Source organism: Vreelandella andesensis (assembly GCF_003989795.1).
Taxonomy (GTDB): domain Bacteria; phylum Pseudomonadota; class Gammaproteobacteria; order Pseudomonadales; family Halomonadaceae; genus Vreelandella; species Vreelandella andesensis.
Window position 1 is genome coordinate 82,959 of record NZ_RZHG01000013.1, and the last position, 23,574, is coordinate 106,532.

The following is a 23,574-nucleotide window of genomic DNA, read 5'->3' on the forward strand; positions in this document are numbered from 1 at the left end:
CAAAAGACGGCCTGACGGCATTTTGTATGTCTACCAGGTCGTCTATTTACTAAACCCTTTTTTTAAACCAATTTTTTTAAACCTTTTTTTAAACCTCTTTTTCTGAACCCCTTTTTCTAACCCCCTTTCGCTAAACGCCTATTTGTCCGCCGTCACGTTTCTGAATGACAACGGTAGACGCCCGAGGCCGCACTTGGCCGCTGGCCGCTGCGGTGGCGTCCTGGGTCAAGGCACTACCATCCGCAGGCCAGTTGCCGGGGTGCTGAATATTGATAAACAGTGCGGTTTTATCCGGCGTTGCAAAAATACCGGTCACTTCACAACCACTTGGTCCAACGGCGAAACGTTTAAGTTGCTGTTGGTTGCTGTTGTTAATCACCGGCCCAGCCCCCTGAAGCTCATCTAGGCTGTTAGGCACCACGGCTAATAGCTGGTCGTTAGTGTAATCAGCAATGCCTTCATAACTATTATCGGTTTGAATCCAAAGAATGCCCTGACCATCATCGCGCTGGTCAAACCACAGGCCATCAGGGCTAGCAAACTGGTTCATATCCGTCAGGCCCGAATGATTGTCCGCATCATTCGCAGCTGCCCCAAACACAAACACTTCCCAGCGAAAGGCATTGGGCAAGCGGCTTTCCCGCCAGCGAATAACATGGCCTGCGCCATTGTTGGCGCGCGGATTAGCAGCGTTGGCCGGAGCTGTTTCATAGCCAACCCCTCGCTGAGCAACGTCATCGCCTTTGTTCGTGAAAGTAGGCGCCGCTGACGTTTCGCTGCGCTTTGAATTATTGGTCAGCGTGAGATACACCTCACCAGAAGTTGGATCTACGGTTGCCCACTCTGGGCGGTCCATCGGCGTGGCACCCATCAAGTCCGCCGCATCGCAGGTGCTGATAATCACACCCGCTAAATCATCCTCTGCCAGCCCCAAAGCAGTTGCCAGCAAGCGGCCATCATGCGTTTCAGCGCTAGGCGTTAGCGGCAACCACTCACCGCTGCCATCAGCGTGAAAACGGGCGACATAAAGCGTGCCGTTATCCATATATTTACTGCCAATCGACAGGCGGTCATAGGTTTCGCCTGGGCGATTGGCATCGGCGGGGTCCCAGGCAGCGTCAGAAACATATTTATAGACATACTCGTTACGGGCATCATGGCCAGAGTAGAAAACCACTGGCTGCCCTGCTTCCAGCTTACCCAGCCAACATCCTTCATGGCGGAAGCGACCAAGTGCCGTGCGTTTTACCGCGCGAGCATCGCTGTAGGGGTCGATTTCAACTTGGTAGCCAAAGGTGCGGGCTTCGTTACGGTAATCTTCTTCAGCACGCTCCCCCCGGGGAGTGATATCAAAGCGGGCAAACTCGCCATTTTCTTCAGAAACATCACCCGCCGACGTATCCCAACCATAGCGGCTTTTATTGGTAGGAATACCGATACGCGCGTCGTCCTGGAAGCGCTGACCGTGATTAACAAACACATTAGGCCAGTTCTCTTCGCAGGTAATAAAGGTACCCCAGGGCGTTACCCCGTGGCCACAGTTGTTATTGGTACCACGGGTCTGCGTCCCTGCTGGTGAAAAGCGTGTCTTAACATAGTCACTGCCAGCCACTGGTCCAGCAAGCTCTATCACCGTTGCACTCGTCAAGCGGCGGTTATAGCGCGACCCAGGTACATGCGACCAATGTCCGTTGGCGTCTTTTTCAACGTCAACAAGGGTGACGCCGTGAGCATTGATTTCAGTGCGTGACTCTTCCGCTGGCCGTCTTCCACGTTTGGCATTGGTTGGGCCACCTTGAGGAGCCCATAGCGCTGTTTGATCGATATATTCATTGTTAAGCGCGAGTATAAAGCGCCTAGAAGCATTATCGGCATCTAACGGGAAGGCATCCATACCATCGTGATGCATACCTACGCTGGCGGCTTGGCGCTCGGCCGTCATGTGCTGGTCGGGCTGCCAACTGCCGCCAGCGTTCAACGGCGTGCCCCACGGAACCAATACCTGGGCAACATAGCCATCCGGCACGACCACCGCATCGGTCAACGACCCTTGCACCGCCTCAAATGCCAGCGTTAAGGATGTTTTTTTCGCTCCATTTGAAGCTAATGCTTGGGCGGCTCCACCAAAGCCAAGCATTGAAGCAGCGGCCAAGCGTAAGCCGCCACGCATTACCGCACGACGCGAAACATGCTGTGCTAACACGTCCATAAACGGCTGGTTATTGCTCTGATTAAACAAGCGATGATCTTCAATTTCCTTGCTCATAACGGCACCCTCATTACGATTAACACGCTGGCTTTATGTCAGAGAACGCTAATCATTTTAAATGACAGGGTAATGACCGGCTCCCTACCGTCTGATGAAGACACATCAGCGATACCTTCTCCGCCATTTCTGCCTTGCTGCAGCCTTATATAAGAGTGTTATGGGTCACAGGCAAACTTGATAATTAATGCCAATAGTTGTCATTAATATAGGGAATAATATCTCAAGCAGCGTCGGGAAAAAGATGTTCCACGAGACGGTTCATAGCAGCAGATGTCCATCATAGAGAAGCTCAACTAGCGGCTCGAAAACAACTGTACAAAAACATCACAAACCTTAGACTTTAACGTGTACGTTCATTGTCTAATAAGGTGATGCTATGCTGTCAACACTTCCTCAACGTCTTACCCTTGAAGAACTCTCACAACATTCACACACCTCCGCACCGCTTCCAGAGGTAGAATTACTTGGGCTCGATATGGGCTGGTATATCGTGCGATTGCATCACAATGGCGCTGTTAGTTTACTGGTCGACGCCCAAGGTGAAACCAGGCGGTTTAGTGGCACGCAATGGGTCAGCCGCGCACTGGCACCCCTTGGTTTTACCCACGGCGTTCTCACCTGGGCAGACGCTGTTGACGAAATGATTGGCAACGACAGTCCTCCGGTTTCCGCTCAACAGCGTATGGCTTATGGCGTACGCGTGGCGTTTGAAACACGGCACTGATTACGTAGCCAACCACCGTTTCAAAGAACCTTAACGCCATGTTGGCAACAAACGTCGTCATGGCTTTCAACCAAACCTATCGATAAGATTCATAGTGAGCCATCAAAAGCTTCCAAGTTATTGTGTTAAAAACTATTTCCCAAAGGATGGACTCTATGCGCGAAGAGGAAAAATACACGAACCCTGAAGAACAGCTGCTTTATCTTCAGAAACGGTTAGATGAAGAAGATACTGTCGCACTGAGCGAGCTGTTTACTGAACTTGATATCTTGTCGATAGCACGCACGCTTGAATCTTTTCCAACCAAAACCCGCGACCGATTGTGGGAGTACATTCCTGAAGAACTGCTCGGTGAAGTGCTCGCTGAAGTCGATGAAGACATTCGTGCCGACTATATTGAAGGTCTTTCCGCCAGCGATCTAGAGCAAATCGTGAAAGGGCTGGATGCCCAGGAAGTGGCTGAAGTTCTCGACGTTGCCGACGAAGAGATAAAAACAAGCGTCTATGCCAGCCTGGATCAGGAGATCCGCGCCCAGGTTGAAAATCTTCATGCTTATGAAGACGATGTGGTCGGTCGCTACATGGACCCAGAAACAGTCAATGTAAAGCAGGGCGTATCGCTGGAGGCGGTACAGCGCTATATCCGCATTCATCACCTGCTAGATGATGAGTCTCAGCAGATTATGATTACCGACAAGGACAAGCGCCTGCTGGGCACTCTGACGCTCATTGATCTCATCAAACAACCGCAGGAAAGCATCGTTGATGAGCACATGGATCCCCCCTACACGCTCAATGACCAGATGAAGGTGAGCGAGGCCGCCGCACTGCTTCGCTCTAAAGAGCTGCCCTTTGTCCCGGTATGCGATAGTGACGGACTGTTAGTGGGTCAGTTGAACGCCGCTGACGTATTAGAAATCACCCAAGATGATGCCGACATGACGTTTAAGCACATGTCCGGCGTTAGCGATGAAGAAGAAGTCTTTACCCCTATTCTGCGCAGCGCAAAAAGCCGTGGCGTTTGGTTGGGCATTAACTTGCTCACCGCGTTTTTAGCCGCCTTCGTGATTGGACAATTTGAAGAAGTTCTGGATCAGATTGTCGCTCTAGCCATCCTGATGCCGGTAGTCGCCAGTATGGGCGGGATTGCTGGCAGCCAAACCCTGACCGTGGTGATACGCGGTTTAGCGCTCGGCCAGCTCGCCGGTAACAACAAGCAGTGGCTGTATAATAAAGAGCTATGGGTAGGAATGAGTAACGGGTTGGTGTGGGCGCTGGTTGTCGGCTTCATTTCCTACCTGTGGTTTAGCGACCCGTTAATTACGCTAGTGATTACGTTGGCCATCTTCGTGAACATGAGCCTAGCTAATGTATCGGGCGTGCTAATCCCTTTAGTGTTGAAAAGGTTCCAAATAGATCCCGCATTATCTGGCGCGGTGATTTTGACCACGGTGACTGACGTGGTTGGCTTTCTGTCGTTTCTGGGACTGGCGACGCTGATTATTTTGTGATCAACCTTCATCATCGAGGCAGATAGAGCACCATTCTATTCGCCCGCTAACATTTAACCGATGTTATTATATTGCGCCCCGCTTTTGCGGGGCTTTTTTATGTCACCCGTTTCCCCTTTTAATAGAGGCTCGCATGCTCCCCGATTACTCCCTTATCGCTTGGGCGTTGATTGTCTTTTCTGTTTACTTAACCGGCGTTTCAAAGGGTGGCTTCGCAGGCGGTTTTGGCACATTGTCGGTTCCCTTAATGGCGCTGGCAATTAGTCCTACCCAAGCAGCCGGCCTGCTACTGCCATTGTTGTTGGTTATGGATGTGTTTGCGTTGAGAGCATGGTGGGGGAAACAGGCAAACGCCGAAGTGTGGCGCTTCGTGCCGGGGTTAGTAATTGGCGTAACGGTTGGCACGCTGCTATTTGGTAGCCTAAGTGATGAAGGCGTGCGGTTAGTGCTAGGCGTGATCTCCGTGGTGTTTGCGGTGTATATGCTGCTGAAACCAGTCGCCAGCAAGCCGATATCTACCCGCTGGGCACTGCCTGCCGCCAGCGTTTGTGGGTTTACCAGCTTTATCGCCCATGCGGGCGCGCCGCCGCTCAACATATACTTAATGCCACGCAAGCTTACTAAAGAAACCTTCATTGCCACCTGCACGGTCATCTATGCGGTGGTGAATGTCATTAAGCTCGGCCCGTATATGTGGCTTGGCGAAGTCAACGTGACCAGCGCCTGGGCGTCGCTGTTGTTGGTGCCGGTCGCCTGGATTGGCGTTCGTAACGGGCTGTGGCTGCAAAGCCGAGTCAACGAAGCGTTGTTTTACCGCCTTGTGATCCTGGCTATGTTCTTGGTGGGAATCAACTTGGTTTGGCAAGCAATTTAGTTCTCACAGGCTATCGTCCCGGCTTCTATTTGCAAGCCTAAGCACCGCCACCTTGCTGAGAATGGTTACTGATGATCATGATTACTGACGGTCATGGTTACTGATAAAGAGGCTTAGGGCGTTAACCACATTGCCGCGAACTCATCGGCGGGTAGCGGGCGGCCAAACCAGTACCCCTGCGCTTCTCTGCAGCCCATTTTGGCTAGTAAATCGGCCTGGGCCGGATTTTCAACACCCTCTGCCAGGGTTTTCATCTCTAGCGTGTCGGCCATGGCGATAATGGTTTGCACAATCGCCCGATCATGGTGGTTATCAAGCATGTCGCGCACAAACGAAATGTCTATCTTCAACGCATCCGCAGCGAAGCGCCGCAAATAAGAGAGCGATGAGTAGCCCGTACCGAAGTCATCAATAAACAACGCGTAACCAGCCTGGCGCATAGCCTGGGTAATCGTAACGGCTTGGTCAGGGTCACGCATAAAATCGCTTTCAGTGAGTTCTAGCGCAATGGCGCTTGAAGGTACGCAAGCAGTTAGTTTGGCCACATGTGTGGTTAGCTGAGGGTCGGCAAATTGCTGAGCCGAAATATTGATTGAGAGCCTTCCCGGCAACGGCATATTGCTGTCCTGCCAAACGTTGAGCTGGCTTGCCGCTTCTTCTAGCACCCAGTCTCCCAGCATGCGGATCAACCCGCGTTCCTCTGCCAGAGGAATAAACTCACCCGGACTTACCCAACCCCACTCAGGGTCATACCAACGGCAGAGCGCCTCAGCCCCCGTCAATGTTTTGCTAGTAAGGCTAAACTGGGGCTGATAGTAAAGCTGTAATCGCCGCTCGATAATGGCTTGATGAAGGCGCTCGGTCATCCATTGCCTGCGCTCCAGTGTCTGACGCATCGCCTGCGTATAGGGACATACGCTATTATCGCGCCGTTTTGCGTGATGGAGCGCTATGCTAGCCGCATTAAACAGTTCGCCGGCATCTAATACATCGCCTGGATAGCTGGCCACCCCGATACTGACATCAAGGTTAAAAACACGATGTCCCAACTGAATGGGGCGCTTGATTATCTCGCATAGTTGAAACACCACTTCTTGTAGACGAACATCCTCTATGCTGGGCAGCAATATGGTAAATTCATCCCCAGAAAGTCGCGCGACAGCGCTTTTGGCTAAGCTGGCTTTTTGCAAGCGCTCTGCCACCGTCGCGAGCAACTGATCGCCCACTTGATGGCCATGCAGATCGTTCACCTCTTTAAAGCGTCGAATATCCAACAGCAACAGTGAGAGCGAGTCCTTCTGACTAGCCGCCTCTTTTCCCATACTGGCCAATAGCTCAATAAAGCGCGCGCGATTAGGCAATCCTGTGGTGTTGTCTGTATAAGCGAGACGATGCATGTAACGATGGTCACGTCGACGTTCAAGCTCAGCGGCAGCCCCCGTAGAGAGAATTTTTAGCACGGAGGTCGCGAACGCATTCGTGGTCAACGGTGCTTGGTAAAATACCATCATCACACCAATAGCATCCCCCTTGGCATTATCCAGGCGGCGGCCGATCCATGCCTGGGTGCTAAGCGCGGTTCCCGGCAACGTAAACGCATGGCCATGTTTAGCGACGCTCTCACCCTCAAAGACCACTTGCTCAGCAGGCGTTCCCTGCAACATAAACGTTTGGTTATCTACTAACTGGCCATTAGCGACTAAACTAACGGTATAGGCTGAGTTGGCAGGCAGCACCGTGTTGTTATTGTCAGTTATTACCAAACGCTGTGGAACAGGCTGATCCAGCAACGCAATAAACCCGGCATCTGCTTCTAACAACGTGGCTAACGTGACGATCAGTTGGTGAAAGTAATCATCTCCTACGCGTGAGGTCACCGTCGAGGCTACTTGAACCACTGCTTCCTGCACGCGTTGCGACTCGTGCTGATCGGTCACATCCGAGATAAAGCCCTCGAGATACGTCACATGACCATCATCATCGATGACGGCCTGGCCTTGTTCCCACATCCAGCGGTAGCTGCCATCTCGATGGCGTAATCGGTACACCACGCTATATGGCTGACGCTCTTTGATTGCCCTTTGCACTACCATGAAGAATCGATCTTGATCAGCTTCATGTATGAGAGAGGCAAAACTGATAAGTCGATTATCTCGCAACTCGTCTTGATGATAACCCGTAAGTGCCTCGACACCTTCGCTAACCAGCTGCATTGTCCAGTGTTGGTCATTCAGGCAACGATAGGCCATTCCAGGAAGGTGGTTAAGCAACGTGTTTAAACGCCGTTCACTCTCTCGAGCCACTTCTTCACTTTGACGAAGTGCTTGCTCGGCTTGGCAGCGGCCTAGCTCCGCGCCTGCTTGAGCGGCCACAATGCGCAAGGCTTCATTTTCAAGGCCATCAAACTGCATCGGTTCATTGCTTAACACCGCTAAAACGCCAATGGCCGAGCCATCTGATGAAAACAGAGGGAGCCCCATGTAACTCTCTGCACCCAGCTGGCCGAGCAACTCGTCCTTAGGGAAGCGCGCCTGAACATCGCATGCATATAGGCAGGGCTCCCGTCCTAAAACGGTTTCACAAGGCGTTCCGATGAGAGAATAAGCGATATTTTCCTGATGATCATTATTTGACCAGACAGCCAACGTTGTGGCCATATGAGGCTCGGAGACCACGGCGATCAACGCATGATCAATCTCAAGCATATGGGCAAGTTGCTCGACAAGTGTCGTATAAAAATCAGGTGTACCGCTGCTTTCTAAGCCTTCTGCCAACTGGCGAAAGATCTCCGACGCGTCTTTTCTGGTGTGCATTGGCGCACTCACTTTTGTCATTGTAGAGCAGCTGCCCACTGAGCGTTGTTGCGATAAACTGTTGCGATAAACTGTTGCGATAAACTGTTGCGATAAACTGTTGCGATAAACTGTTGCAATAAATTGCATCGAACTACAGCATAAACAGCTATTTTGCTGATTTACAATGCCTAAATATGACACTGCTAACGCATTCAAATACTATGCTTGATCGCCTAGCACATAACTTAGTGGCTGCTCGCTTCGCTGGACAGCACGTTGGGAGATAATAGGATGGGCCTCGCAGCCGTAGACGAAACGCTTTATGCCTCGCTCACTAATGAACTTCCCAGCTTTCTTGGTAGCGCGTTATTACGATCTACCAACCTGCCTTCGCTGCCTGCCGTTGCACTGCAAGTGCTTGAAGTAGCGCGCTCTCCCAAGGCTTCACTGAGCGACTATGCTCGCGTTATCGAACGGGACCCCGGGTTAACGGCCCGCCTTATCGCGGCCGCTAATAGCGTGCACTACCTTCGCTCAGCTCAACCTACACAAACCAGCTTGGAAGCAACTCAGCGACTGGGGTTAGACGCAACACTTGCCACCGTGTTGAGCTTCACCCTGTTTCCTTGGCCGACGGCAGAGGATGCTGCTCTGCAAACGTGGCGACGTGCCATTGTTGCAGCCGTGGTAGCAAGTAAATTGGCTCGTCAGCTTTGTCCCGCGAAGGTAGGCAGTGCGTTCACGCTTGCCCTGCTACAAGACATTGGCATTTTAGCGATTCTTACTACTTACCCAGATGAAGCCAAAACACTCTATGCTGAACGGCATATGCCTCACGCACGGTTGACCACCGCCGAACGCCATCGCTTTGGCAGTGACCATACACGGGTTGGCGCGTGGTTAGCCGCTAAATGGGGGCTGCCGTCGCCCATCGTGCACGCTATTTATCAAAGCCATGATGGCTTTTTAACCGATGACATGGCGACACTCTGCCTGCGTTTATCCGGCCCAATCGCCGATGCCTGGTTTAACCCTGAGCCAAGTAATGCCTTAGCAATTCTGCTAAAACAGTTAGCAGCCACAGAAACGCTGCCCATGAATGCGGTTGAAGCGCTTTTCCATCGGCTGCCCGAACAAATTGATCTGTTAACAGATATTCTGGATCTCAAGGTGTCTGTGCCTATGGATAGCCAAACGTTGCTAGCAGATGCACAACAGCTCCTCTATCAACATTCATTAACACTCACCGCACGTTTAGACGCTCAGCAGCAGCAGTTAAATACACTGCAACTACATAACACGGCATTAGAAGTACGCAGTCGCATTGACCCACTAACTCAGTTGGCTAACCGCGCCTGGTTAGAGCAGCAGCTCAAGGAACAGTTTTCGCTTTGCAATGAGCAAGGCCGCACGATGTCAGTCGTATTTATCGACTTAGATCACTTCAAAGCGCTCAACGACCAATATGGTCACCAGACAGGCGACTTGATTCTAAAACGCTTTGGTAAAACGCTAGCATCACTAACTCGCTCAGGCGACTTGGCTGGGCGCTATGGCGGTGAAGAGTTTTTAATTATCTTACCCGATGAGACGGCGCAAACCGCTAAACAATTAGCCGAACGAATTGCTCTGTATTTAAACGAGCAGCCTATGTTGAAAATTGATCAAAAGCCACTGTACGTAACCGCTTCCATGGGAATAGCGTGTTTAAACGATGGTAATTTCAGCAATGAACGTGAGCTGATAGATGCCGCCGACCAAAGCATGTATTTCATCAAACGCTCTGGCCGCCGGGGCATCTCCGTACATGGTCAAGATTAACCGTTAGTTTTCGATTATCGGTTCATTGCCTCGGGCAGATACAAGGCGATCTCAGGGAAAAGATGCATGAAGGCAATTGCGAGTAACATCAGCAAAAAGAACGGCAGCGTAGCCTTCGTGATGGTTAGAATATCCTTACCAGTAAGCCCTTGAATCACGAACAAGTTAAACCCCACGGGCGGCGTAATCTGCGACATTTCAACCACAATCACCAGATAGATGCCGAACCAGATCAGATCAAAACCAGCGGCAGTAACCACCGGCATAATAATGGCGGTTACCAGCAGAATCAGTGAAATACCGTCCAAAAAACAGCCCATGATCAGCAGTAGCAACGTTAGAGCGACCAACAGCATCGTGGGGGATAGGCCCATTTCACCGATCGCGCGAGCCAACGCCATAGGCACTTGAGTAAAGCCCATTGCTGAGGTCAGAAATGACGCACCCGCAATAATAAAGGCGATCATGCAAGCGGTACGCACGGCGGCAAATAGCGAGCTGGTGAAAATGTCTCGATTGAAATGACCATTAAACTGCGCAATAACCATCGACAGTACAACGCCTACCGCAGCGGCTTCCGTCGGTGATGCTAGCCCCCCATAAATCGATACAATAATACCGCCAATCAGTAGCAGAATTGGCACCAATGACCAGGTATTGCGCAGCTTTTCAACAAAGCTCATACCCGACTCATCAGCACCGGTTAATCCTTTTCGGTTACCTTTCAACAGCGCCCACAGCACCAGGTACGTCATAAACATGGCTAAGATCATTAGCCCTGGCCCAATCCCTGCCATAAATAGCCGGGTAATGGACTGCTCAGTCACTACGCCATAAACAATCAGTACGATGGAAGGCGGAATCAGCAAGCCCAGCGTTGAGGCACTAGCCAACGTACCAATCGCCATGTTGCTGTCGTAGCCACGGCGTTCGAGTTCCGGCAAGGTCATTTTACCTACCGTTGCACAAGTCGCCGCGGAAGAGCCGCACACCGCTGCAAACATACCACTGCCAATGATATTGGTATGGAGCAAACGTCCCGGCAGGCGATTTAACCAGGGCGACAAGCCACGAAACATATTGTCGGCAAGACCTGAACGAAACAGAATCTCACCCATCCAGATAAACATCGGCAATGCCGTTAAATCCCAACCATAACTTGCTCCCCAAAAATCTGAGGCAAGAATAGGTCCGGGGTCGAAAGGACTAAAAAACTGAAGGGCAACCCAGGCAGTTCCAATCAGAGCAAAAGCAATCCAGACGCCACTGCCTAACAGCACCACAAGGGTAAAAATGGTAACCAAACTGAGTAATAGCACGAGAGTGTCTCCCAGGTAGCGTCTTATTGCGCTTCGTTGTCGTCAGGGGCGGTCGATTCACGAAAGCTCGCAGGGTCGCTGATAGCAATACGCAGCGCTATCCACAATGCTTCCATCAGTGCCAATGCCAACAGCCCTACCCCTACCACCAGTACCGATTGAGGTATCCACAGGGGAATGGATAAAAAGCCTGACGACACATCGTTATATTGAAGACTTTCTCCTGCCAGCCCCACCAAGCCATAGGCCAGTAAAAAGCTGATCACTACGGCAATGAGTAACCCCAACACCTCAAACCAGACACGTATTGCAGAGGGTAGACGCGAAATAAGTAGCGTCACTCGAATATGCGCATGGTGTACAAAGGTGTAGGCAAGCCCGAGAAACGTTGCGCCTACTAACAGGTACGACGCCATTTCAGAAACACCGGTGATGCTCACGCCAAGTCGACTAAGGCCAACCATAACAAGCAGTGCATCTACTAACCGAAACGTGACCTGCAGTGCGATGAGTGCACAAATAGCCACCATACACGCAGCTGCACCCCAGGCACCGAGGCGGTAGAGTTTGTCGAATTTGAACATCATGTTCGCAGTCTCATTGAGCGCGTGGGTGGATAGGGCGGCAAACGAAGCCGCCCTTTATTAAGCCTTAGCTAGCAAACACTAGTTAGCAAACATTAGTTATCGCGCTGTTCGCGATAGCTCTCTAGGGCTTGTTTTGCATCGTCGTCAGCACGGGATTCCCAATCGGCAAACAGCTTATCACCCGCCGCTTGCAGAGCAGCAGAAACCGCTTCATTAGGCTGAGAAACCGAAATGCCATTCTCTTTCAGCGCTTCCAGGCTGGCTTCATTGTCCTCACGGCTCATTTCCCAGCCACGCTCTTCAGCACGGGCGGCGGCTTCCATCAGCGCGTCTTGGGTTGACTCATCTAAACGGTCGAAGCTGCGCTGGCTCATGAACACAATATTTTTAGGGAGCCACAAATTGGCATCGGTGTAGTCGGTCACGTAGTCCCAGGCTGCCATGGAGTTACCGGTAGAGCTGGAGGTAATCATGGCATCTACACGACCGGTGCTGAACGCGGTAGGAATATCAGATTCTTCGGTTTCCGTCGGGCTTCCGCCTAAATTATCAACGAAGCGCTGAGTATTAATATTCGGCGCGCGCACCCTTAGGCCATCAAACTGGTCTGGATCCGTTAGTGGCTCAGAGGTATAAATGCCCTGCGCTGGCCAAGCTACAGCATACAACGGAACCATTCCTTCATAGGCAAACAGCTCGGTAATCATGGGTTTTGTGGCTTCCCATAAGGCATAAGCATTTTCATAACTACCGGCTACCCCCGGCAGCGTATCGACTTCGAAAATAGGATCATCATTGGAAAGAATGGAGAGAAACACTTCGCCGACATCAATTGTGCCACGGCGCACCGACGGTTTAATTTCACCATGAGAGACCAGGGAACCACCGCTGTGCACCGTAATGGTTAGGTCACCATTGGTGGCCTCTGCCACATCCTCGGCAAACTGTTTGTTGTTCTGGGTATGGAAACTTGCATCACCATAAGGCGTTGCCATGGTCCATTCAGCCGCCTGGGCGGTCGCGGCAGCGGCAAGGCTGCAAGCGGTCACGAGCAGTAATGGCGTTGTTATACGTTTATGCATGGGGACATCCTTTTATTCATATTAATGGAAGTTCAGGTTAATTAAGGTGTTGCTTCGGGGGTGGCAGGAGTTTCGCTAGGTTGAACCCAGCGGCCGGTAAAACAGGTGTTTGCCATGTCAGCGCGCCGTTCTCTGGCATAATTAGCTGCACATTCTTGGGCGATCTGACCCACGCTGCGACAAAAACGAGGGTGATTTGCACTGCGCCATATCACATCATAGTTCATTAGCGGCAAAGGGACGGGTAACGCTAAACGGTATAGATCACCTCGCTGCCACTCATCTAGTACGGTGGCAACAGGGAGCGCGCCGATTCCCAGCCCTTCTATCGTCATCCGTGCAATGGTCATTAATGTGCTAACGCTATGAATGCGAGGCTGCTGAACGCCGACATCAGAGAGATAACGCACTAGCTCTTCGTAAGGGCGAGCCTCTCTGCCAAAGGAAATAAACGGCAGCGCATGGCACCAGGCGCCAGGACGCTCACTTAGTAACGCGGCATGGCGGGGCGAGACAAACATGCCCATCTCATAAGGGCTTAACGTATCGCACTCAATTTGCTCTGGGGCTAAGTAACCATTCATGGCCAACAAAATATCGAGCTCATTGCTTATCAACCGATTATTGAGGGCCGGTGAATAGTCGACGGTGAGCTCAATAATGAGTTTGGGATAACGCTCGGTAAGCTGCTGTATAAAAACAGGAAACCAGCTATGGGCAATGGTTTCGATGGTGCCGAGCCTTAGGGGGGCAGAAAACGTCTCAGCGCTATCGAACAGCTTTAGCGCCTCATCGCGCTGGTGCAGTATGCGCTCAGCATGCAGAAAGAATTCTCGGCCACGCATGGTCGGCTGAATCGGGCGCGCTGAACGCTCAAGCAACAACTCACCTACCGTGCTTTCCAGGCGCGAAATACGCTCAGAAACAGAGGGCTGGGTGATATGCAGGCGTACCGCCGCCTTACGAAAAGAGCCAAGTTTTACCGCCCATACAAAGGCGTCTAGCTCCTTGAAATCAAGCATACAGGTGTCTAACCAACATTAGCCTAATCAACATTTGCAGTAACATTGACAAAGATTCCTACATAGCGCAGGTAACGTTGTGTGCTGTGTCTCACTAACGCAACGTGTCACTGGGTAAAATGGTCGCATTGCTTTGTTGTGCAATATTGGGGCCAGCATAGTGGGTCTACCCATGCCGCAAGCAGAACAGTCTTAGGCTGAACAGTCACAAACTGGACGGTGACAAGCTGACTCGTGGTCGGTATTTGCATGTTTCACTCCTCAAAATCACTCACTGATTGCCAATTATTATTAGCACTACGGTTATTTGTTAAGGCTGGCGTGAGCGTTTTTTTATAATCTTTTATCGAGTCGCTTTATTTATTTGATAATCGCATTCCTTTCTAGCGTCAACTATTTTCCCAAGAAATAACAGCACGATAGGAAGCGCCGATACTAAGTATCGCTAAAAACGATTGGAACTTAATAAGATAGGTTCATATATTGGTTTAAGTGCCACACCGATAAACCAAGCCAATTATTTACAACAGTCATTCATAACAAACGCTGACAACCGTATCCTCACCGGAAACTTTTCAACATTAGCACTCTATCATTAAAAGAAAGCGTTTTTTGCCAACACTGTTAACTGACAACACGCTGTTAACAAAGAAGTTACTCCAATAAATTCAAAATAGGCTAGGAGACAACATGGCAACCCCACTGCTCAACTGCGATATGGGCGAAAGCTTTGGTAATTGGACAATTGGCCTAGATGCCGAGGTGATGCCTTATGTCGATTGCGCCAATATCGCCTGCGGCTTCCACGCCTCCGATCCCCATGTGATGCGTCGCACAGTCAAGCTAGCCGCTCAACATGATGTGCGTATTGGTGCCCACCCAGGCTACCCAGACTTGATGGGCTTCGGTCGACGCTCCATAGCCTGCTCACCCGCCGAAGTAGAAGATATGATGCTGTATCAAGTCGGCGCACTGGCAGGTATTTGCCAAGCAGAAGGCACGGCGCTTAGTTACATTAAGCCCCACGGAGCGATGTACAATGACATGGCGGCAAATCTTGAATTACTGGAAGGCGCCATGCGCGCAGTTCGTGCCTATGATGCCAGCCTTCCGCTGATGGTCATGGCAACTGCCGACCCGGAGCCCCATCGCCAGCTGGCGAAAAAAATGGGCATTACCCTGTGGTTTGAAACGTTCGCTGACCGCACTTATGAAGCGACTGGCTACCTCGCTTCTCGCCGTCTGGCGGGCGCAGTTCATCACGACCAAGCCACTATCGTGGCGCAAGCCGTGGCGCTCGCCAAAGGCGAAGCGCTTACCGCCAGAGATGGCAGCGCGTTGCAGTTGCCCTGCGACACCTTGTGCGTGCATGGCGACAATCCTGAATCGGTCGCTGCTGTGCGCGCTATCCGCGAGGCCTTTACGGCGTTGGAGTCAGCGTGAAACTGCGTTTAGAAACGGCGGCGATGGACGCCCTAACGGTACGGCTATTTGACACTATCGATGAATCCAATATGGCGTGGATCATCGCTGCTGACCAAGCTCTACGCGATGCGTTGGGCGAAGCACTCATTGACCTGATTCCTTCTTACACCACGCTGCTGGTGCACTACGATTGCCAGCAACTAACCTTTGCCCAAGCCACTACGCTGGTTCGCGATGCCCTAAGCCGCTTAACGCCAGCTGAATCGCAAAACGGCCAACTGCATGAGATCCCCGTGTGGTATGACGAAAGCGTTGGCCCTGAACTTCCGCTGGTTGCACAACGCGCCGGGCTCAGCGTCGACACCCTGATTGAACGTCACTGCGACCATGATTACTGCGTTTTCGCGCTAGGCTTTGCCCCCGGCTACGGTTTTATGGGGTTAGTCGACGACGACATAGCAACGCCACGCTTGAAGACACCACGTCGCAAAGTTGCGGCTGGCAGTGTGGGCATTGCCGATCGACAAACCGCTATCTACCCGCTCCTTTCCCCAGGGGGGTGGAATATTTTAGGTCGTACCGCCGTGCCGCTATTTGAATACGCCAAGCGGGGTGAGCCGCTGTTACGACCCGGCGATAAGGTACGCTTTAAAGCGATTAGCAAAGCAGAATTCGAAGCATCAGGCGGCGACACAACGCCAATGGAGGAGCGGCCATGAGCCAAGCAATGCTGACCGTAAAGCAGGCCGGGCCGCTGGCGCTGATTCAAGATACAGGACGCTTCGGCGTGGGACATTTGGGTGTCACCCAAGGCGGTGCCGCCGACTGGATTTCATTTCGCTGGGCGAACTGGCTACTTGGTAACGCGCCAGACAGCGCGGCGCTAGAAATTGTGATGGGGGGCAACCTCACTTTGGTTGCCAATGCCGATGTGCGTCTAGCGCTCACCGGAGCCGACCTCGGTGCTACCATTGATGGCCAACCACTCGCCACTAACACCAGCTTTCTACTGCGCTCCGGGCAAACGCTCATTTTCAGCCAGCCCCGCCGCGGCCTGCGGGCTTATCTAGCGTTTCCCGGCGGATTAAATGCGCCAGAGATACTCGGCAGCCGCGCCTGCACTGCCCGCGAACAAATTGGCGGGCTACATGACGACGGTAAACCGCTGCAAACTGACGACCAGCTCACTTGGCAAGGCAGATCACCCACCCAGCGCACGCTGCCCAAAGGCGTAGAGCTTGCCCTGCCGGAAAATCACTGCCAGCTCGGCATGGTGCTTGGTTCTCAAGCCTCACACTTCGCCGGGCGAAGCTTGTACAACGTTTTCAACCAGCCTTGGACGGTTGACAACCGTGCTGATCGCATGGGGATTCGTCTCACCGGTCAGCCGCTGCGTTGCGCGCTTGACGGCATTATTTCCGAAGGGATTCCCCTTGGCGCGGTGCAAATCCCCCCCGATGGCCAGCCGATTATTTTGATGAATGATCGACAAACCATCGGCGGCTATCCGCGCTTAGGGGCGCTCACCCCCATGGCCTGTGCCCTGCTTGCTCAATGCTTACCGGGAACCAAGGTGCGCTTGAGCCCCGTTAGTGCCAGCCAAGCGCAAATTGCTTATCGGAAGCAACATGCGCAATGGGCTTAATTGAAAAGACGGTTACGCAGCGCTAAGCGGCATGGATGGCCCAAACGTCTCGTAGTGGCGATGCGAGCCTGCCACACCAAGCCGCTTAAGCGCTTGCTCTACCATCTGCATCATTCCATGCGGCCCAACAAAATAGCAGTGCGCGTTTGCGGGTAAATAATCAGCCAACAATGACGGGTGCAGACGTCCAGTGTGATCACCTTCGCCACCCTGCTCGAACACCGTAATCAGTTGAAACTGACCTGGATAAGCCGCTTCTAGCGCCCGTAGTTCATCCGCAAATGCCCAATATTCCAGCGCCTGTGCAGCATGCAGATAGACCACCTGCCTGTTTTGAGCAAGCGCCTGTTTCGCTATCGGCAACAACGGAGTTTGTCCTACGCCACCGCTAATCAACAACACCGGGGAATCACCAGCAGCCAGCGTCAGCTCACCAGCAGGTGGTAATAACTCTAGTTCTCCACCTTGAGCAAGCTGGTCGTGGAAATAGCGACTCACAAGGCCTTCTTGTTCACGCTTGATAGACAAACGATAGGCAGTGCCGTTAGGCATCGCCGAAAGACTATAGTGCCGGTAGGCTACGTTGCCATTGATCACGACTTTTACACCGATATACTGGCCAGGAGTGTGTTCTGCGACCGGCCCACCGTCAACAGGCTCCAGAATAAACGAGCGAATGACGGCGCTCTCCTGATGGCTTGTTACGACTCTAAAACGTCGCGTTTCCCGCCAACCGCCTACGCGCTGTTCAAACGCTTTGTATTTTTGCTCTTCTAAATCAATCAACAGGTCAGCTAATTCCTGATAGAGCGCGCCCCAGGCGTCGGCAATTTCATCCGTCAGCGCGTCACCCAGCACCTCGCCAATAGCTATCATTAGACACTCACCGACGATGGGATATTGGTCAGGTGATATCCCTAAAGAGACATGCTTATTCACTACTGTTCCAAGAGTTTCGCGGGCTTTTTGTGGATCTTTGCGTAAGCTGACATACGCCAGAATAGACCCTGCCAACGCGCGCGGCTGGCCTCCGTTTTGCTGATGAGCTTGGTTAAATAGGGGCTTTACTTGGGGATAGCGCTCGAACATAAGCGGGTAAAAACGCTGGGTAATGGTTGTTAAGTGTGCTGCCACAACAGGTGCGGTGGCATCGATTAATGCTTCTTGCGGGCGAGTTAGCATGATGGCCTCATACGTTGCGAATCAGTGATTGCTTAAAGTTGTATTTATAATACATCTTTAAAAATGTTCGCCAACGCCCCGTGACAATCCGACACACCACGTTCAAAGCATCGCTCCCTGTGACGGATTTCTTCCTATCGATGAATCACCGTACAATGGTTTGGCTATCTCTTTTCTGATTCGCAGACTCGCCGTAGGCAGCTTATGCACCTAACTAGCTTTACTGATTACTCTATTCGCGTACTGCTTTATTTGGCGGCTAAAGGTGAGAAGCGCTCTACCATTGATGAAATTGCTTCTTCATATGGAATATCGCGCCATCACTTAGTAAAGGTCGTGCAGGATTTGAATATGGGAGGATATATCACCGCATTTCGGGGAAAAAATGGGGGGCTGATTTTAAAACGCGCTCCGGATATGATTCAGCTTGGTGATCTCATTCGTCATACTGAGCCTGAATTCAGCTTAGTCGAATGCTTCCGTGATAAAAACCAGTGTGTCATTACGCCTTCTTGCCAGCTGCGTCCTGTCCTGAATGAAGCATTAAATGCCTTTTTTGAGGTACTAGACCGCTATACATTAGCTGACTTACTGAACGATCAACGCCCCCAACTCCAGCAATTATTAAATATCCCTGCGCTGAATTTACCTACCTAACGGCTTAATCGTTAACGCACATTGGCAACGCAAACTAATAACGCAAAAAAACCCGCATCTCTCGATGCGGGTAGAACAGGGAAGATATTGCTTAGAACAAGCGTTGCGTTGACGTTTATGCGACGTCGAAACGGTCTGCATTCATCACTTTTGTCCAGGCAGCAACGAAGTCTTTAACGAACTTCTCGCCATTATCGTCCTGGGCGTATACCTCTGCATACGAGCGCAGCAGTGAGTTAGAGCCAAACACCAGGTCGACGCGCGAAGCGGTCCACTTCACCGCGTCCGTAGCACGATCACGGATTTCATAGGCGTTGTTTCCCACCGGCTTCCAGCTATTACCCATATCGGTCAGGTTGACAAAGAAATCATTCGTCAACTGGCCTTCGCGGTTGGTAAACACACCATGCTTGGTGCCGCCATAGTTGGTGCTTAGCACGCGCATGCCACCCAATAATACGGTCATTTCCGGGGCGGTCAGGCCCATCAGTTGGGCGCGATCCAGCAGCATTTCTTCGGGTTTAACGATGTAGTCTTTCTTCAGCCAGTTACGGAAACCATCGGCAAGGGGCTCTAAAGGCTCGAAAGAATCCACGTCAGTCATCTCATCTGTCGCATCACCACGGCCTTTTAGGAACGGTACGCGCACCTCGTAACTCGCTGCTTTCGCGGCTTTTTCGATACCAACACTGCCTGCCAAAACAATCACATCGGCAATGCTGGCACCTGTGTCAGCAGAGATCTGCTCATACACCTTGAGTACATCGGCAAGGCGCTCTGGTTCGTTGCCTGGCCAATCTTTCTGAGGCGCCAAGCGAATGCGGGCGCCGTTCGCACCACCACGCATATCGGAACCGCGGTAAGTCCGCGCGCTGTCCCACGCCGTGCTTACCATGTCGCTAATGCTCAAGCCACTCTTGGCAATTTTCTGCTTAACCACCTCTTCGCAGTAATCGGTGCTGCCAGCCGGAACGGGGTCTTGCCAGATCAGGTCTTCAGCAGGGGATTCTGGGCCGATATAGCGTGCTTTCGGGCCCATATCACGGTGCGTTAGCTTAAACCACGCTTTAGCGAAGGTGTGCTTGAAGTACTCCGGATCAGCCATGAATTTTTCGCAAATGGCACGATACGTCGGGTCCATTTTCATCGCCATATCCGCATCAGTCATGATGGGGTTGTGACGAACAGAGGGGTCGGTTGCGTCGACCGGCTTATCCTCTTCTTTAATATTGATAGGCTCCCACTGATGGGCACCGGCAGGGCTTTTCTTCAGCTCCCACTCGTAGCCAAACAACAGATCGAAGTAGCCCATATCAAACTGGGTAGGGTTGGTGGTCCAGGCACCTTCAATACCAGAGGTCACAGCTTTATTCGCTTGGCCATCCATGTGCGGGTTGTTCCAACCAAACCCTTGGGTTTCAACATCAGAGGCTTCAGGCTCAGCGCTTAGTGCAGCGGCATCACCATTACCATGACATTTACCTACAGTGTGGCCACCCGCAGTTAACGCGGCAGTTTCTTCGTCGTCCATCGCCATACGGGCAAAGGTTAAGCGCACATGTTCTGCTGTTTTCAGCGGGTCGGGCTGGCCGTTCACCCCTTCCGGGTTAACGTAAATAAGCCCCATTTGAACCGCAGCAAGCGGATTTTCCATGGTGTCAGGCTTGTTTACATCGGCGTAGCGCTCGTCAGATGGCGCTAACCACTCTTTCTCTGCCCCCCAGTAGATGTCTTTCTCTGGGTGCCAAATATCTTTGCGACCAAACGAGAAACCGTAGGCGGGCAGGCCCATAGATTCGTAGGCGACCGTGCCAGATAAAATAAACAGGTCGGCCCAGCTGATTTTATTGCCGTATTTTTTCTTGATCGGCCACAACAAACGACGTGCTTTGTCCAGACTGGTGTTGTCCGGCCAAGAGTTCAATGGCGCAAATCGCTGGCTACCTGTGCCAGCACCACCACGGCCATCAGCAATGCGGTACGTTCCTGCAGCGTGCCAGGCAAGTCGAATCATAAAGCCACCGTAGTGACCCCAGTCGGCTGGCCACCATGTTTGGCTGTCGGTCATCAAGGCATGAACATCTTGCTTAAGGGCGTCAAAATCAAGTTTTTTGACCTCTTCCCGATAGTCGAAATCTGGGTCCATCGGGTTAGTTTTATGATCATGCTGATGCAGGATGTCTAGGTTCAACGCCTCTGGCCACCAATCTTTGTTGGAGGTACCAGTAGAGGTGTTACCACCGTGCATGACAGGACATTTGCCACTCATATTTTTCTCCCCTTCTTGCTCTTTGCCTTGGGCCCGCCAAGGAAACAGATGGTCAGCACCCTTACTAATCTTGCTGCACTAAATGCAGTCAGGCGTGCGCCATCAACTTACCACCGTTTTAAAGCACCTGAACGATAGTTACAATTTGCATTTTACGAACATCTTAATAGTTTATAGCTATTTTTAAGCTAAAACGTTTTTAGAACATCGCCGTGCACACTTATCAGCTCGCGACCTCCCTCGTAAATACCGCCCGTCAAAATAGCGCTTATTTGTAGTGATTATTTTTAGTTGGCCACGTGCTACATTATGATATTTTGTTAAATCAAAGTAGCTTATTTAAGTAGCTACAGCAGCTTTAGGTATCTACAGCGGCAGATTCAACAGAGAAGCACTATATGCTGACGGCAAAATACTCCGCCCAGGGCTTTACCTTGTTAGAACTGCTTGTTGCACTGGCACTGTTTGCCACTTTGGCTACTATCGCAATTCCTAACTTTGCACGCATCATTCAAGAAAATCGGGTTATTACCACCGCAAACGATTACAAACTCGCCTTGAGCTACGCACGCAGCGAAGCTGTTAGGCGCAATCATTCCATTCGCCTACAGCCTGTTAGCAACGGTTGGAGCGCAGGCTGGGAGGTCGTCGATGATGCAACACCGCTGCGCACATGGGCCCAATCCCAGCCCGATATTGCAGTGAACGGTGCACCTGAATCGTTCACCTTTAATAGCCAGGGCCGCCTTGTAACGGCAAGTTTTGCCTCGCAGGAAGTGTCGATCACGCTGGATGAGCGAGGCCGCTGTATTCGAGTGGAACCAAGCGGTATCTCTCGCGTATTAACCCGTCGCCAAGCCTGTGATTGATTCAACGTTGAGCCCTGCTATGCCTAAACCGCAACATGGAATTTCGCTGCTGGAGTCATTGATAGCGCTGCTGGTGCTATCCATCGGGTTGTTAGGAGTGGTTGGATTACAAACACAGTCACTGGTACATAACCGTGCCGCCTACTTTGAAACTCAGGCAACCAATATGGCTCAAGATATGCTGGATCGAGTACGCGCAAATCCTGATCAAGTAGCTGCCTATGAACTAAATGTTGGCAGTACGGTGCTTGGCAGTGGGCTCCCCGCCAACGACCAATCCGAGTGGGTAAATGACCTTGCTAGCGCGCTGCCCAGTGGTGAAGGGGGAATTGCAATCAACAATCGGCGTGTCAATGTAACGGTACGCTGGGCAGACGCCTCCGCCCCTGAAAAGGTACGTCAAATTCAGCTTGTTTCGGAGCTGTAATATGGACGAACAACCGTCTACGACTCATCACTGCCCTTCGACTCATCCCCGCACTACGGCTTATCCCAGCGCTACGGCTCAATCAGGGTTTACCTTGGTAGAATTGCTGGTCGCGATGGTTATTGGCTTGCTGGTAATGGCCGGCGCCACACAGTTATTTATCTCGTCTCAGCAAAGCTATCGATTTCAAACCTCGCTGGCGAATATGCAAGACGCTGGACGGTTCGCGCTGGATACGTTGGCTCAGGAACTTCGCCAAGCAGACTTCAGCGGCGGCTGTGCAGCGTCACAAACGACCAATCATCTACGCAATATTGACGGTTCTGAAAACGTTCAAAACGCGATCCAGGCATGGAGCGACACGAGTACCCGCAGCTTTGCATCGCAGTTACTCAACCCTGTGGAAAGTCAGCACAGCGTCGTGTTTCGTGGTGGGCTTATCACTCGCACGGGGTTCGCTAATAATTCGCTAACTATTAGCGATATGACCACCGCCGCTTCCGCTCTCACTTTCACCCTCAACCGAAACGTAGACAGCCTGTATCGCAATCAGCTGGTACTTCTCCAGGGCCTACAAACCTGCGAGGTGTTTTATAACGCCTCTAGCAAGGACAACATGCTGCAAATAACGGCAGGCACCGAATGGCTAGACAACATGAATGTTGAGAGCGGCAGCGAAGGGGAAGCTAGCGCACTCCCTTACAGCGTGGGTCAAACCGTTTCGCTTAGCGCCCTGAGCAGCGCAATTTACTATGTTGGCCAAGACCCAGAAAACGATGTGCCCCCGTCGTTGATGCGTTTAAACCTCAGCCAAAGGACCCCACGCAACGAAATAGTCGCCAGTAACGTCGCTGCCCTGCGTACCGCCTTTTTAATTGATGACGCCTACCTTCCCCCCAACCAGCTCAGTGAAGAACAGTGGGAAAACGTGCGTGCGCTGCGAGTTAGCTTAATCATACAAAGTGATCAGACCGATCTACGTCGCACGCCAACGACTATTGCCACCGGTAATTTTCACGGCGATAGCGCCTTCACCGCTGACGATGGCCGCCTCTACCAAGCCTTCACCACCACTATTTCGCTGAGGAACCGCTAG

19 protein-coding genes are annotated in these 23,574 nt (G+C 51.7%); 11 read left to right on the forward strand and 8 right to left on the reverse strand.

Annotation, left to right across the window (positions count from 1 at the left end; all coding sequences use genetic code 11):
- Positions 1–130: 130 nt before the first annotated feature.
- The gene (locus tag ELY33_RS07135) at positions 131–2,266 is read right to left on the reverse strand and encodes a PhoX family protein (protein WP_126946022.1); all 2,136 of its coding nucleotides are present in this window, start codon (positions 2,264–2,266) and stop codon (positions 131–133) included.
- A 379-nt stretch (positions 2,267–2,645) separates the two neighbouring features.
- Here ELY33_RS07135 and ELY33_RS07140 point away from each other — a divergent pair, with 379 nt between their 5' ends.
- The 3 genes from ELY33_RS07140 to ELY33_RS07150 all read left to right on the forward strand — a co-directional run bounded on the left by ELY33_RS07140 (position 2,646) and on the right by ELY33_RS07150 (position 5,378).
- Entirely contained in the window at positions 2,646–2,993 is a 348-nt protein-coding gene (locus ELY33_RS07140; RefSeq protein ID WP_126946025.1) for a DUF6482 family protein, read from the forward strand.
- A gap of 155 nt (positions 2,994–3,148) precedes the next feature.
- Entirely contained in the window at positions 3,149–4,504 is a 1,356-nt protein-coding gene (gene mgtE, locus ELY33_RS07145) for a magnesium transporter (RefSeq protein WP_126946028.1), read from the forward strand.
- Between the two features lie 133 nt (positions 4,505–4,637).
- Positions 4,638–5,378: a sulfite exporter TauE/SafE family protein gene (locus tag ELY33_RS07150; protein ID WP_126946031.1), complete on the forward strand. Its 741-nt coding sequence runs from the start codon at positions 4,638–4,640 to the stop codon at positions 5,376–5,378.
- A gap of 113 nt (positions 5,379–5,491) precedes the next feature.
- Here ELY33_RS07150 and ELY33_RS07155 read toward each other — a convergent pair whose 3' ends face one another.
- A complete protein-coding gene (locus ELY33_RS07155) occupies positions 5,492–8,191 on the reverse strand; it encodes a bifunctional diguanylate cyclase/phosphodiesterase (RefSeq protein ID WP_126946034.1) in 2,700 nt (899 codons plus the stop codon).
- 273 nt (positions 8,192–8,464) lie between these two features.
- Here ELY33_RS07155 and ELY33_RS07160 point away from each other — a divergent pair, with 273 nt between their 5' ends.
- A complete protein-coding gene (locus ELY33_RS07160; RefSeq protein WP_126946037.1) occupies positions 8,465–9,994 on the forward strand; it encodes a GGDEF domain-containing protein in 1,530 nt (509 codons plus the stop codon).
- A gap of 14 nt (positions 9,995–10,008) precedes the next feature.
- On the opposite strand, the gene ELY33_RS07165 is transcribed toward ELY33_RS07160, so the two are convergent.
- The 4 genes from ELY33_RS07165 to ELY33_RS07180 form a co-directional block, all read right to left on the reverse strand.
- A complete protein-coding gene (locus ELY33_RS07165; protein WP_126946040.1) occupies positions 10,009–11,313 on the reverse strand; it encodes a TRAP transporter large permease in 1,305 nt (434 codons plus the stop codon).
- Between the two features lie 23 nt (positions 11,314–11,336).
- Positions 11,337–11,900, reverse strand: coding sequence for a TRAP transporter small permease (locus tag ELY33_RS07170; protein WP_126946043.1), 564 nt, complete (start codon positions 11,898–11,900; stop codon positions 11,337–11,339).
- Positions 11,901–11,992: 92 nt separating this feature from the next.
- Positions 11,993–12,982 (reverse strand): TRAP transporter substrate-binding protein, encoded by a 990-nt coding sequence (locus ELY33_RS07175; RefSeq protein ID WP_126946046.1) that lies wholly within the window; start codon positions 12,980–12,982, stop codon positions 11,993–11,995.
- 41 nt (positions 12,983–13,023) lie between these two features.
- Complete coding sequence (locus ELY33_RS07180) at positions 13,024–14,004, reverse strand: LysR family transcriptional regulator (RefSeq protein ID WP_126946049.1); 981 nt, start codon at positions 14,002–14,004, stop codon at positions 13,024–13,026.
- Positions 14,005–14,694: 690 nt separating this feature from the next.
- On the opposite strand from ELY33_RS07180, the gene ELY33_RS07185 reads away from it, so the two are divergent.
- Genes ELY33_RS07185 through ELY33_RS07195 form a run of 3 tightly spaced genes read left to right on the forward strand, consistent with a single transcriptional unit; the run spans position 14,695 to position 17,074 of the window.
- Positions 14,695–15,447 (forward strand): 5-oxoprolinase subunit PxpA, encoded by a 753-nt coding sequence (locus ELY33_RS07185; protein WP_126946052.1) that lies wholly within the window; start codon positions 14,695–14,697, stop codon positions 15,445–15,447.
- Positions 15,444–16,148: a 5-oxoprolinase subunit PxpB gene (gene pxpB / locus ELY33_RS07190; protein WP_126946055.1), complete on the forward strand. Its 705-nt coding sequence runs from the start codon at positions 15,444–15,446 to the stop codon at positions 16,146–16,148. The genes ELY33_RS07185 and pxpB overlap by 4 nt, the downstream gene beginning before the upstream one ends.
- A complete protein-coding gene (locus ELY33_RS07195; RefSeq protein WP_126946058.1) occupies positions 16,145–17,074 on the forward strand; it encodes a 5-oxoprolinase subunit C family protein in 930 nt (309 codons plus the stop codon). Before pxpB ends, ELY33_RS07195 begins: the two co-directional genes overlap by 4 nt.
- Positions 17,075–17,086: 12 nt before the next feature.
- Here the strand turns inward: ELY33_RS07195 and ELY33_RS07200 are convergent, their stop codons facing one another.
- On the reverse strand, positions 17,087–18,256 hold the full coding sequence (locus ELY33_RS07200; protein ID WP_126946061.1) for a globin domain-containing protein: 1,170 nt from the start codon (positions 18,254–18,256) through the stop codon (positions 17,087–17,089).
- 204 nt (positions 18,257–18,460) lie between these two features.
- Here ELY33_RS07200 and ELY33_RS07205 point away from each other — a divergent pair, with 204 nt between their 5' ends.
- Positions 18,461–18,913 (forward strand): RrF2 family transcriptional regulator, encoded by a 453-nt coding sequence (locus ELY33_RS07205; protein WP_126946064.1) that lies wholly within the window; start codon positions 18,461–18,463, stop codon positions 18,911–18,913.
- Positions 18,914–19,028: 115 nt separating this feature from the next.
- Here the strand turns inward: ELY33_RS07205 and katG are convergent, their stop codons facing one another.
- Complete coding sequence (katG, locus tag ELY33_RS07210) at positions 19,029–21,182, reverse strand: catalase/peroxidase HPI (protein WP_126946066.1); 2,154 nt, start codon at positions 21,180–21,182, stop codon at positions 19,029–19,031.
- A 398-nt stretch (positions 21,183–21,580) separates the two neighbouring features.
- On the opposite strand from katG, the gene ELY33_RS07215 reads away from it, so the two are divergent.
- Genes ELY33_RS07215 through ELY33_RS07225 form a run of 3 tightly spaced genes read left to right on the forward strand, consistent with a single transcriptional unit; the run spans position 21,581 to position 23,574 of the window.
- The gene (locus ELY33_RS07215) at positions 21,581–22,051 is read left to right on the forward strand and encodes a GspH/FimT family pseudopilin (RefSeq protein WP_126946069.1); all 471 of its coding nucleotides are present in this window, start codon (positions 21,581–21,583) and stop codon (positions 22,049–22,051) included.
- A gap of 19 nt (positions 22,052–22,070) precedes the next feature.
- A complete protein-coding gene (pilV, locus tag ELY33_RS07220) occupies positions 22,071–22,478 on the forward strand; it encodes a type IV pilus modification protein PilV (protein ID WP_126946072.1) in 408 nt (135 codons plus the stop codon).
- 1 nt (position 22,479) lies between these two features.
- Positions 22,480–23,574 carry a PilW family protein gene (locus ELY33_RS07225; protein ID WP_126946075.1) on the forward strand — a complete coding sequence of 365 codons (1,095 nt, stop codon included), beginning with the start codon at positions 22,480–22,482 and terminating at the stop codon, positions 23,572–23,574.

Bases quoted from the DNA above. Each gene is read 5' to 3' on its own strand.
- ELY33_RS07135 (WP_126946022.1), bottom strand. From the start codon at position 2,266: ATGAGCAAGGAAATTGAAGATCATCGCTTGTTTAATCAGAGCAATAAC.
- ELY33_RS07140 (WP_126946025.1), top strand. From the start codon at position 2,646: ATGCTGTCAACACTTCCTCAACGTCTTACCCTTGAAGAACTCTCACAA.
- mgtE (WP_126946028.1), top strand. From the start codon at position 3,149: ATGCGCGAAGAGGAAAAATACACGAACCCTGAAGAACAGCTGCTTTAT.
- ELY33_RS07150 (WP_126946031.1), top strand. From the start codon at position 4,638: ATGCTCCCCGATTACTCCCTTATCGCTTGGGCGTTGATTGTCTTTTCT.
- ELY33_RS07155 (WP_126946034.1), bottom strand. From the start codon at position 8,191: ATGCACACCAGAAAAGACGCGTCGGAGATCTTTCGCCAGTTGGCAGAA.
- ELY33_RS07160 (WP_126946037.1), top strand. From the start codon at position 8,465: ATGGGCCTCGCAGCCGTAGACGAAACGCTTTATGCCTCGCTCACTAAT.
- ELY33_RS07170 (WP_126946043.1), bottom strand. From the start codon at position 11,900: ATGATGTTCAAATTCGACAAACTCTACCGCCTCGGTGCCTGGGGTGCA.
- ELY33_RS07175 (WP_126946046.1), bottom strand. From the start codon at position 12,982: ATGCATAAACGTATAACAACGCCATTACTGCTCGTGACCGCTTGCAGC.
- ELY33_RS07180 (WP_126946049.1), bottom strand. From the start codon at position 14,004: ATGCTTGATTTCAAGGAGCTAGACGCCTTTGTATGGGCGGTAAAACTT.
- ELY33_RS07185 (WP_126946052.1), top strand. From the start codon at position 14,695: ATGGCAACCCCACTGCTCAACTGCGATATGGGCGAAAGCTTTGGTAAT.
- ELY33_RS07195 (WP_126946058.1), top strand. From the start codon at position 16,145: ATGAGCCAAGCAATGCTGACCGTAAAGCAGGCCGGGCCGCTGGCGCTG.
- ELY33_RS07200 (WP_126946061.1), bottom strand. From the start codon at position 18,256: ATGCTAACTCGCCCGCAAGAAGCATTAATCGATGCCACCGCACCTGTT.
- ELY33_RS07205 (WP_126946064.1), top strand. From the start codon at position 18,461: ATGCACCTAACTAGCTTTACTGATTACTCTATTCGCGTACTGCTTTAT.
- katG (WP_126946066.1), bottom strand. From the start codon at position 21,182: ATGAGTGGCAAATGTCCTGTCATGCACGGTGGTAACACCTCTACTGGT.
- ELY33_RS07215 (WP_126946069.1), top strand. From the start codon at position 21,581: ATGCTGACGGCAAAATACTCCGCCCAGGGCTTTACCTTGTTAGAACTG.
- pilV (WP_126946072.1), top strand. From the start codon at position 22,071: ATGCCTAAACCGCAACATGGAATTTCGCTGCTGGAGTCATTGATAGCG.
- ELY33_RS07225 (WP_126946075.1), top strand. From the start codon at position 22,480: ATGGACGAACAACCGTCTACGACTCATCACTGCCCTTCGACTCATCCC.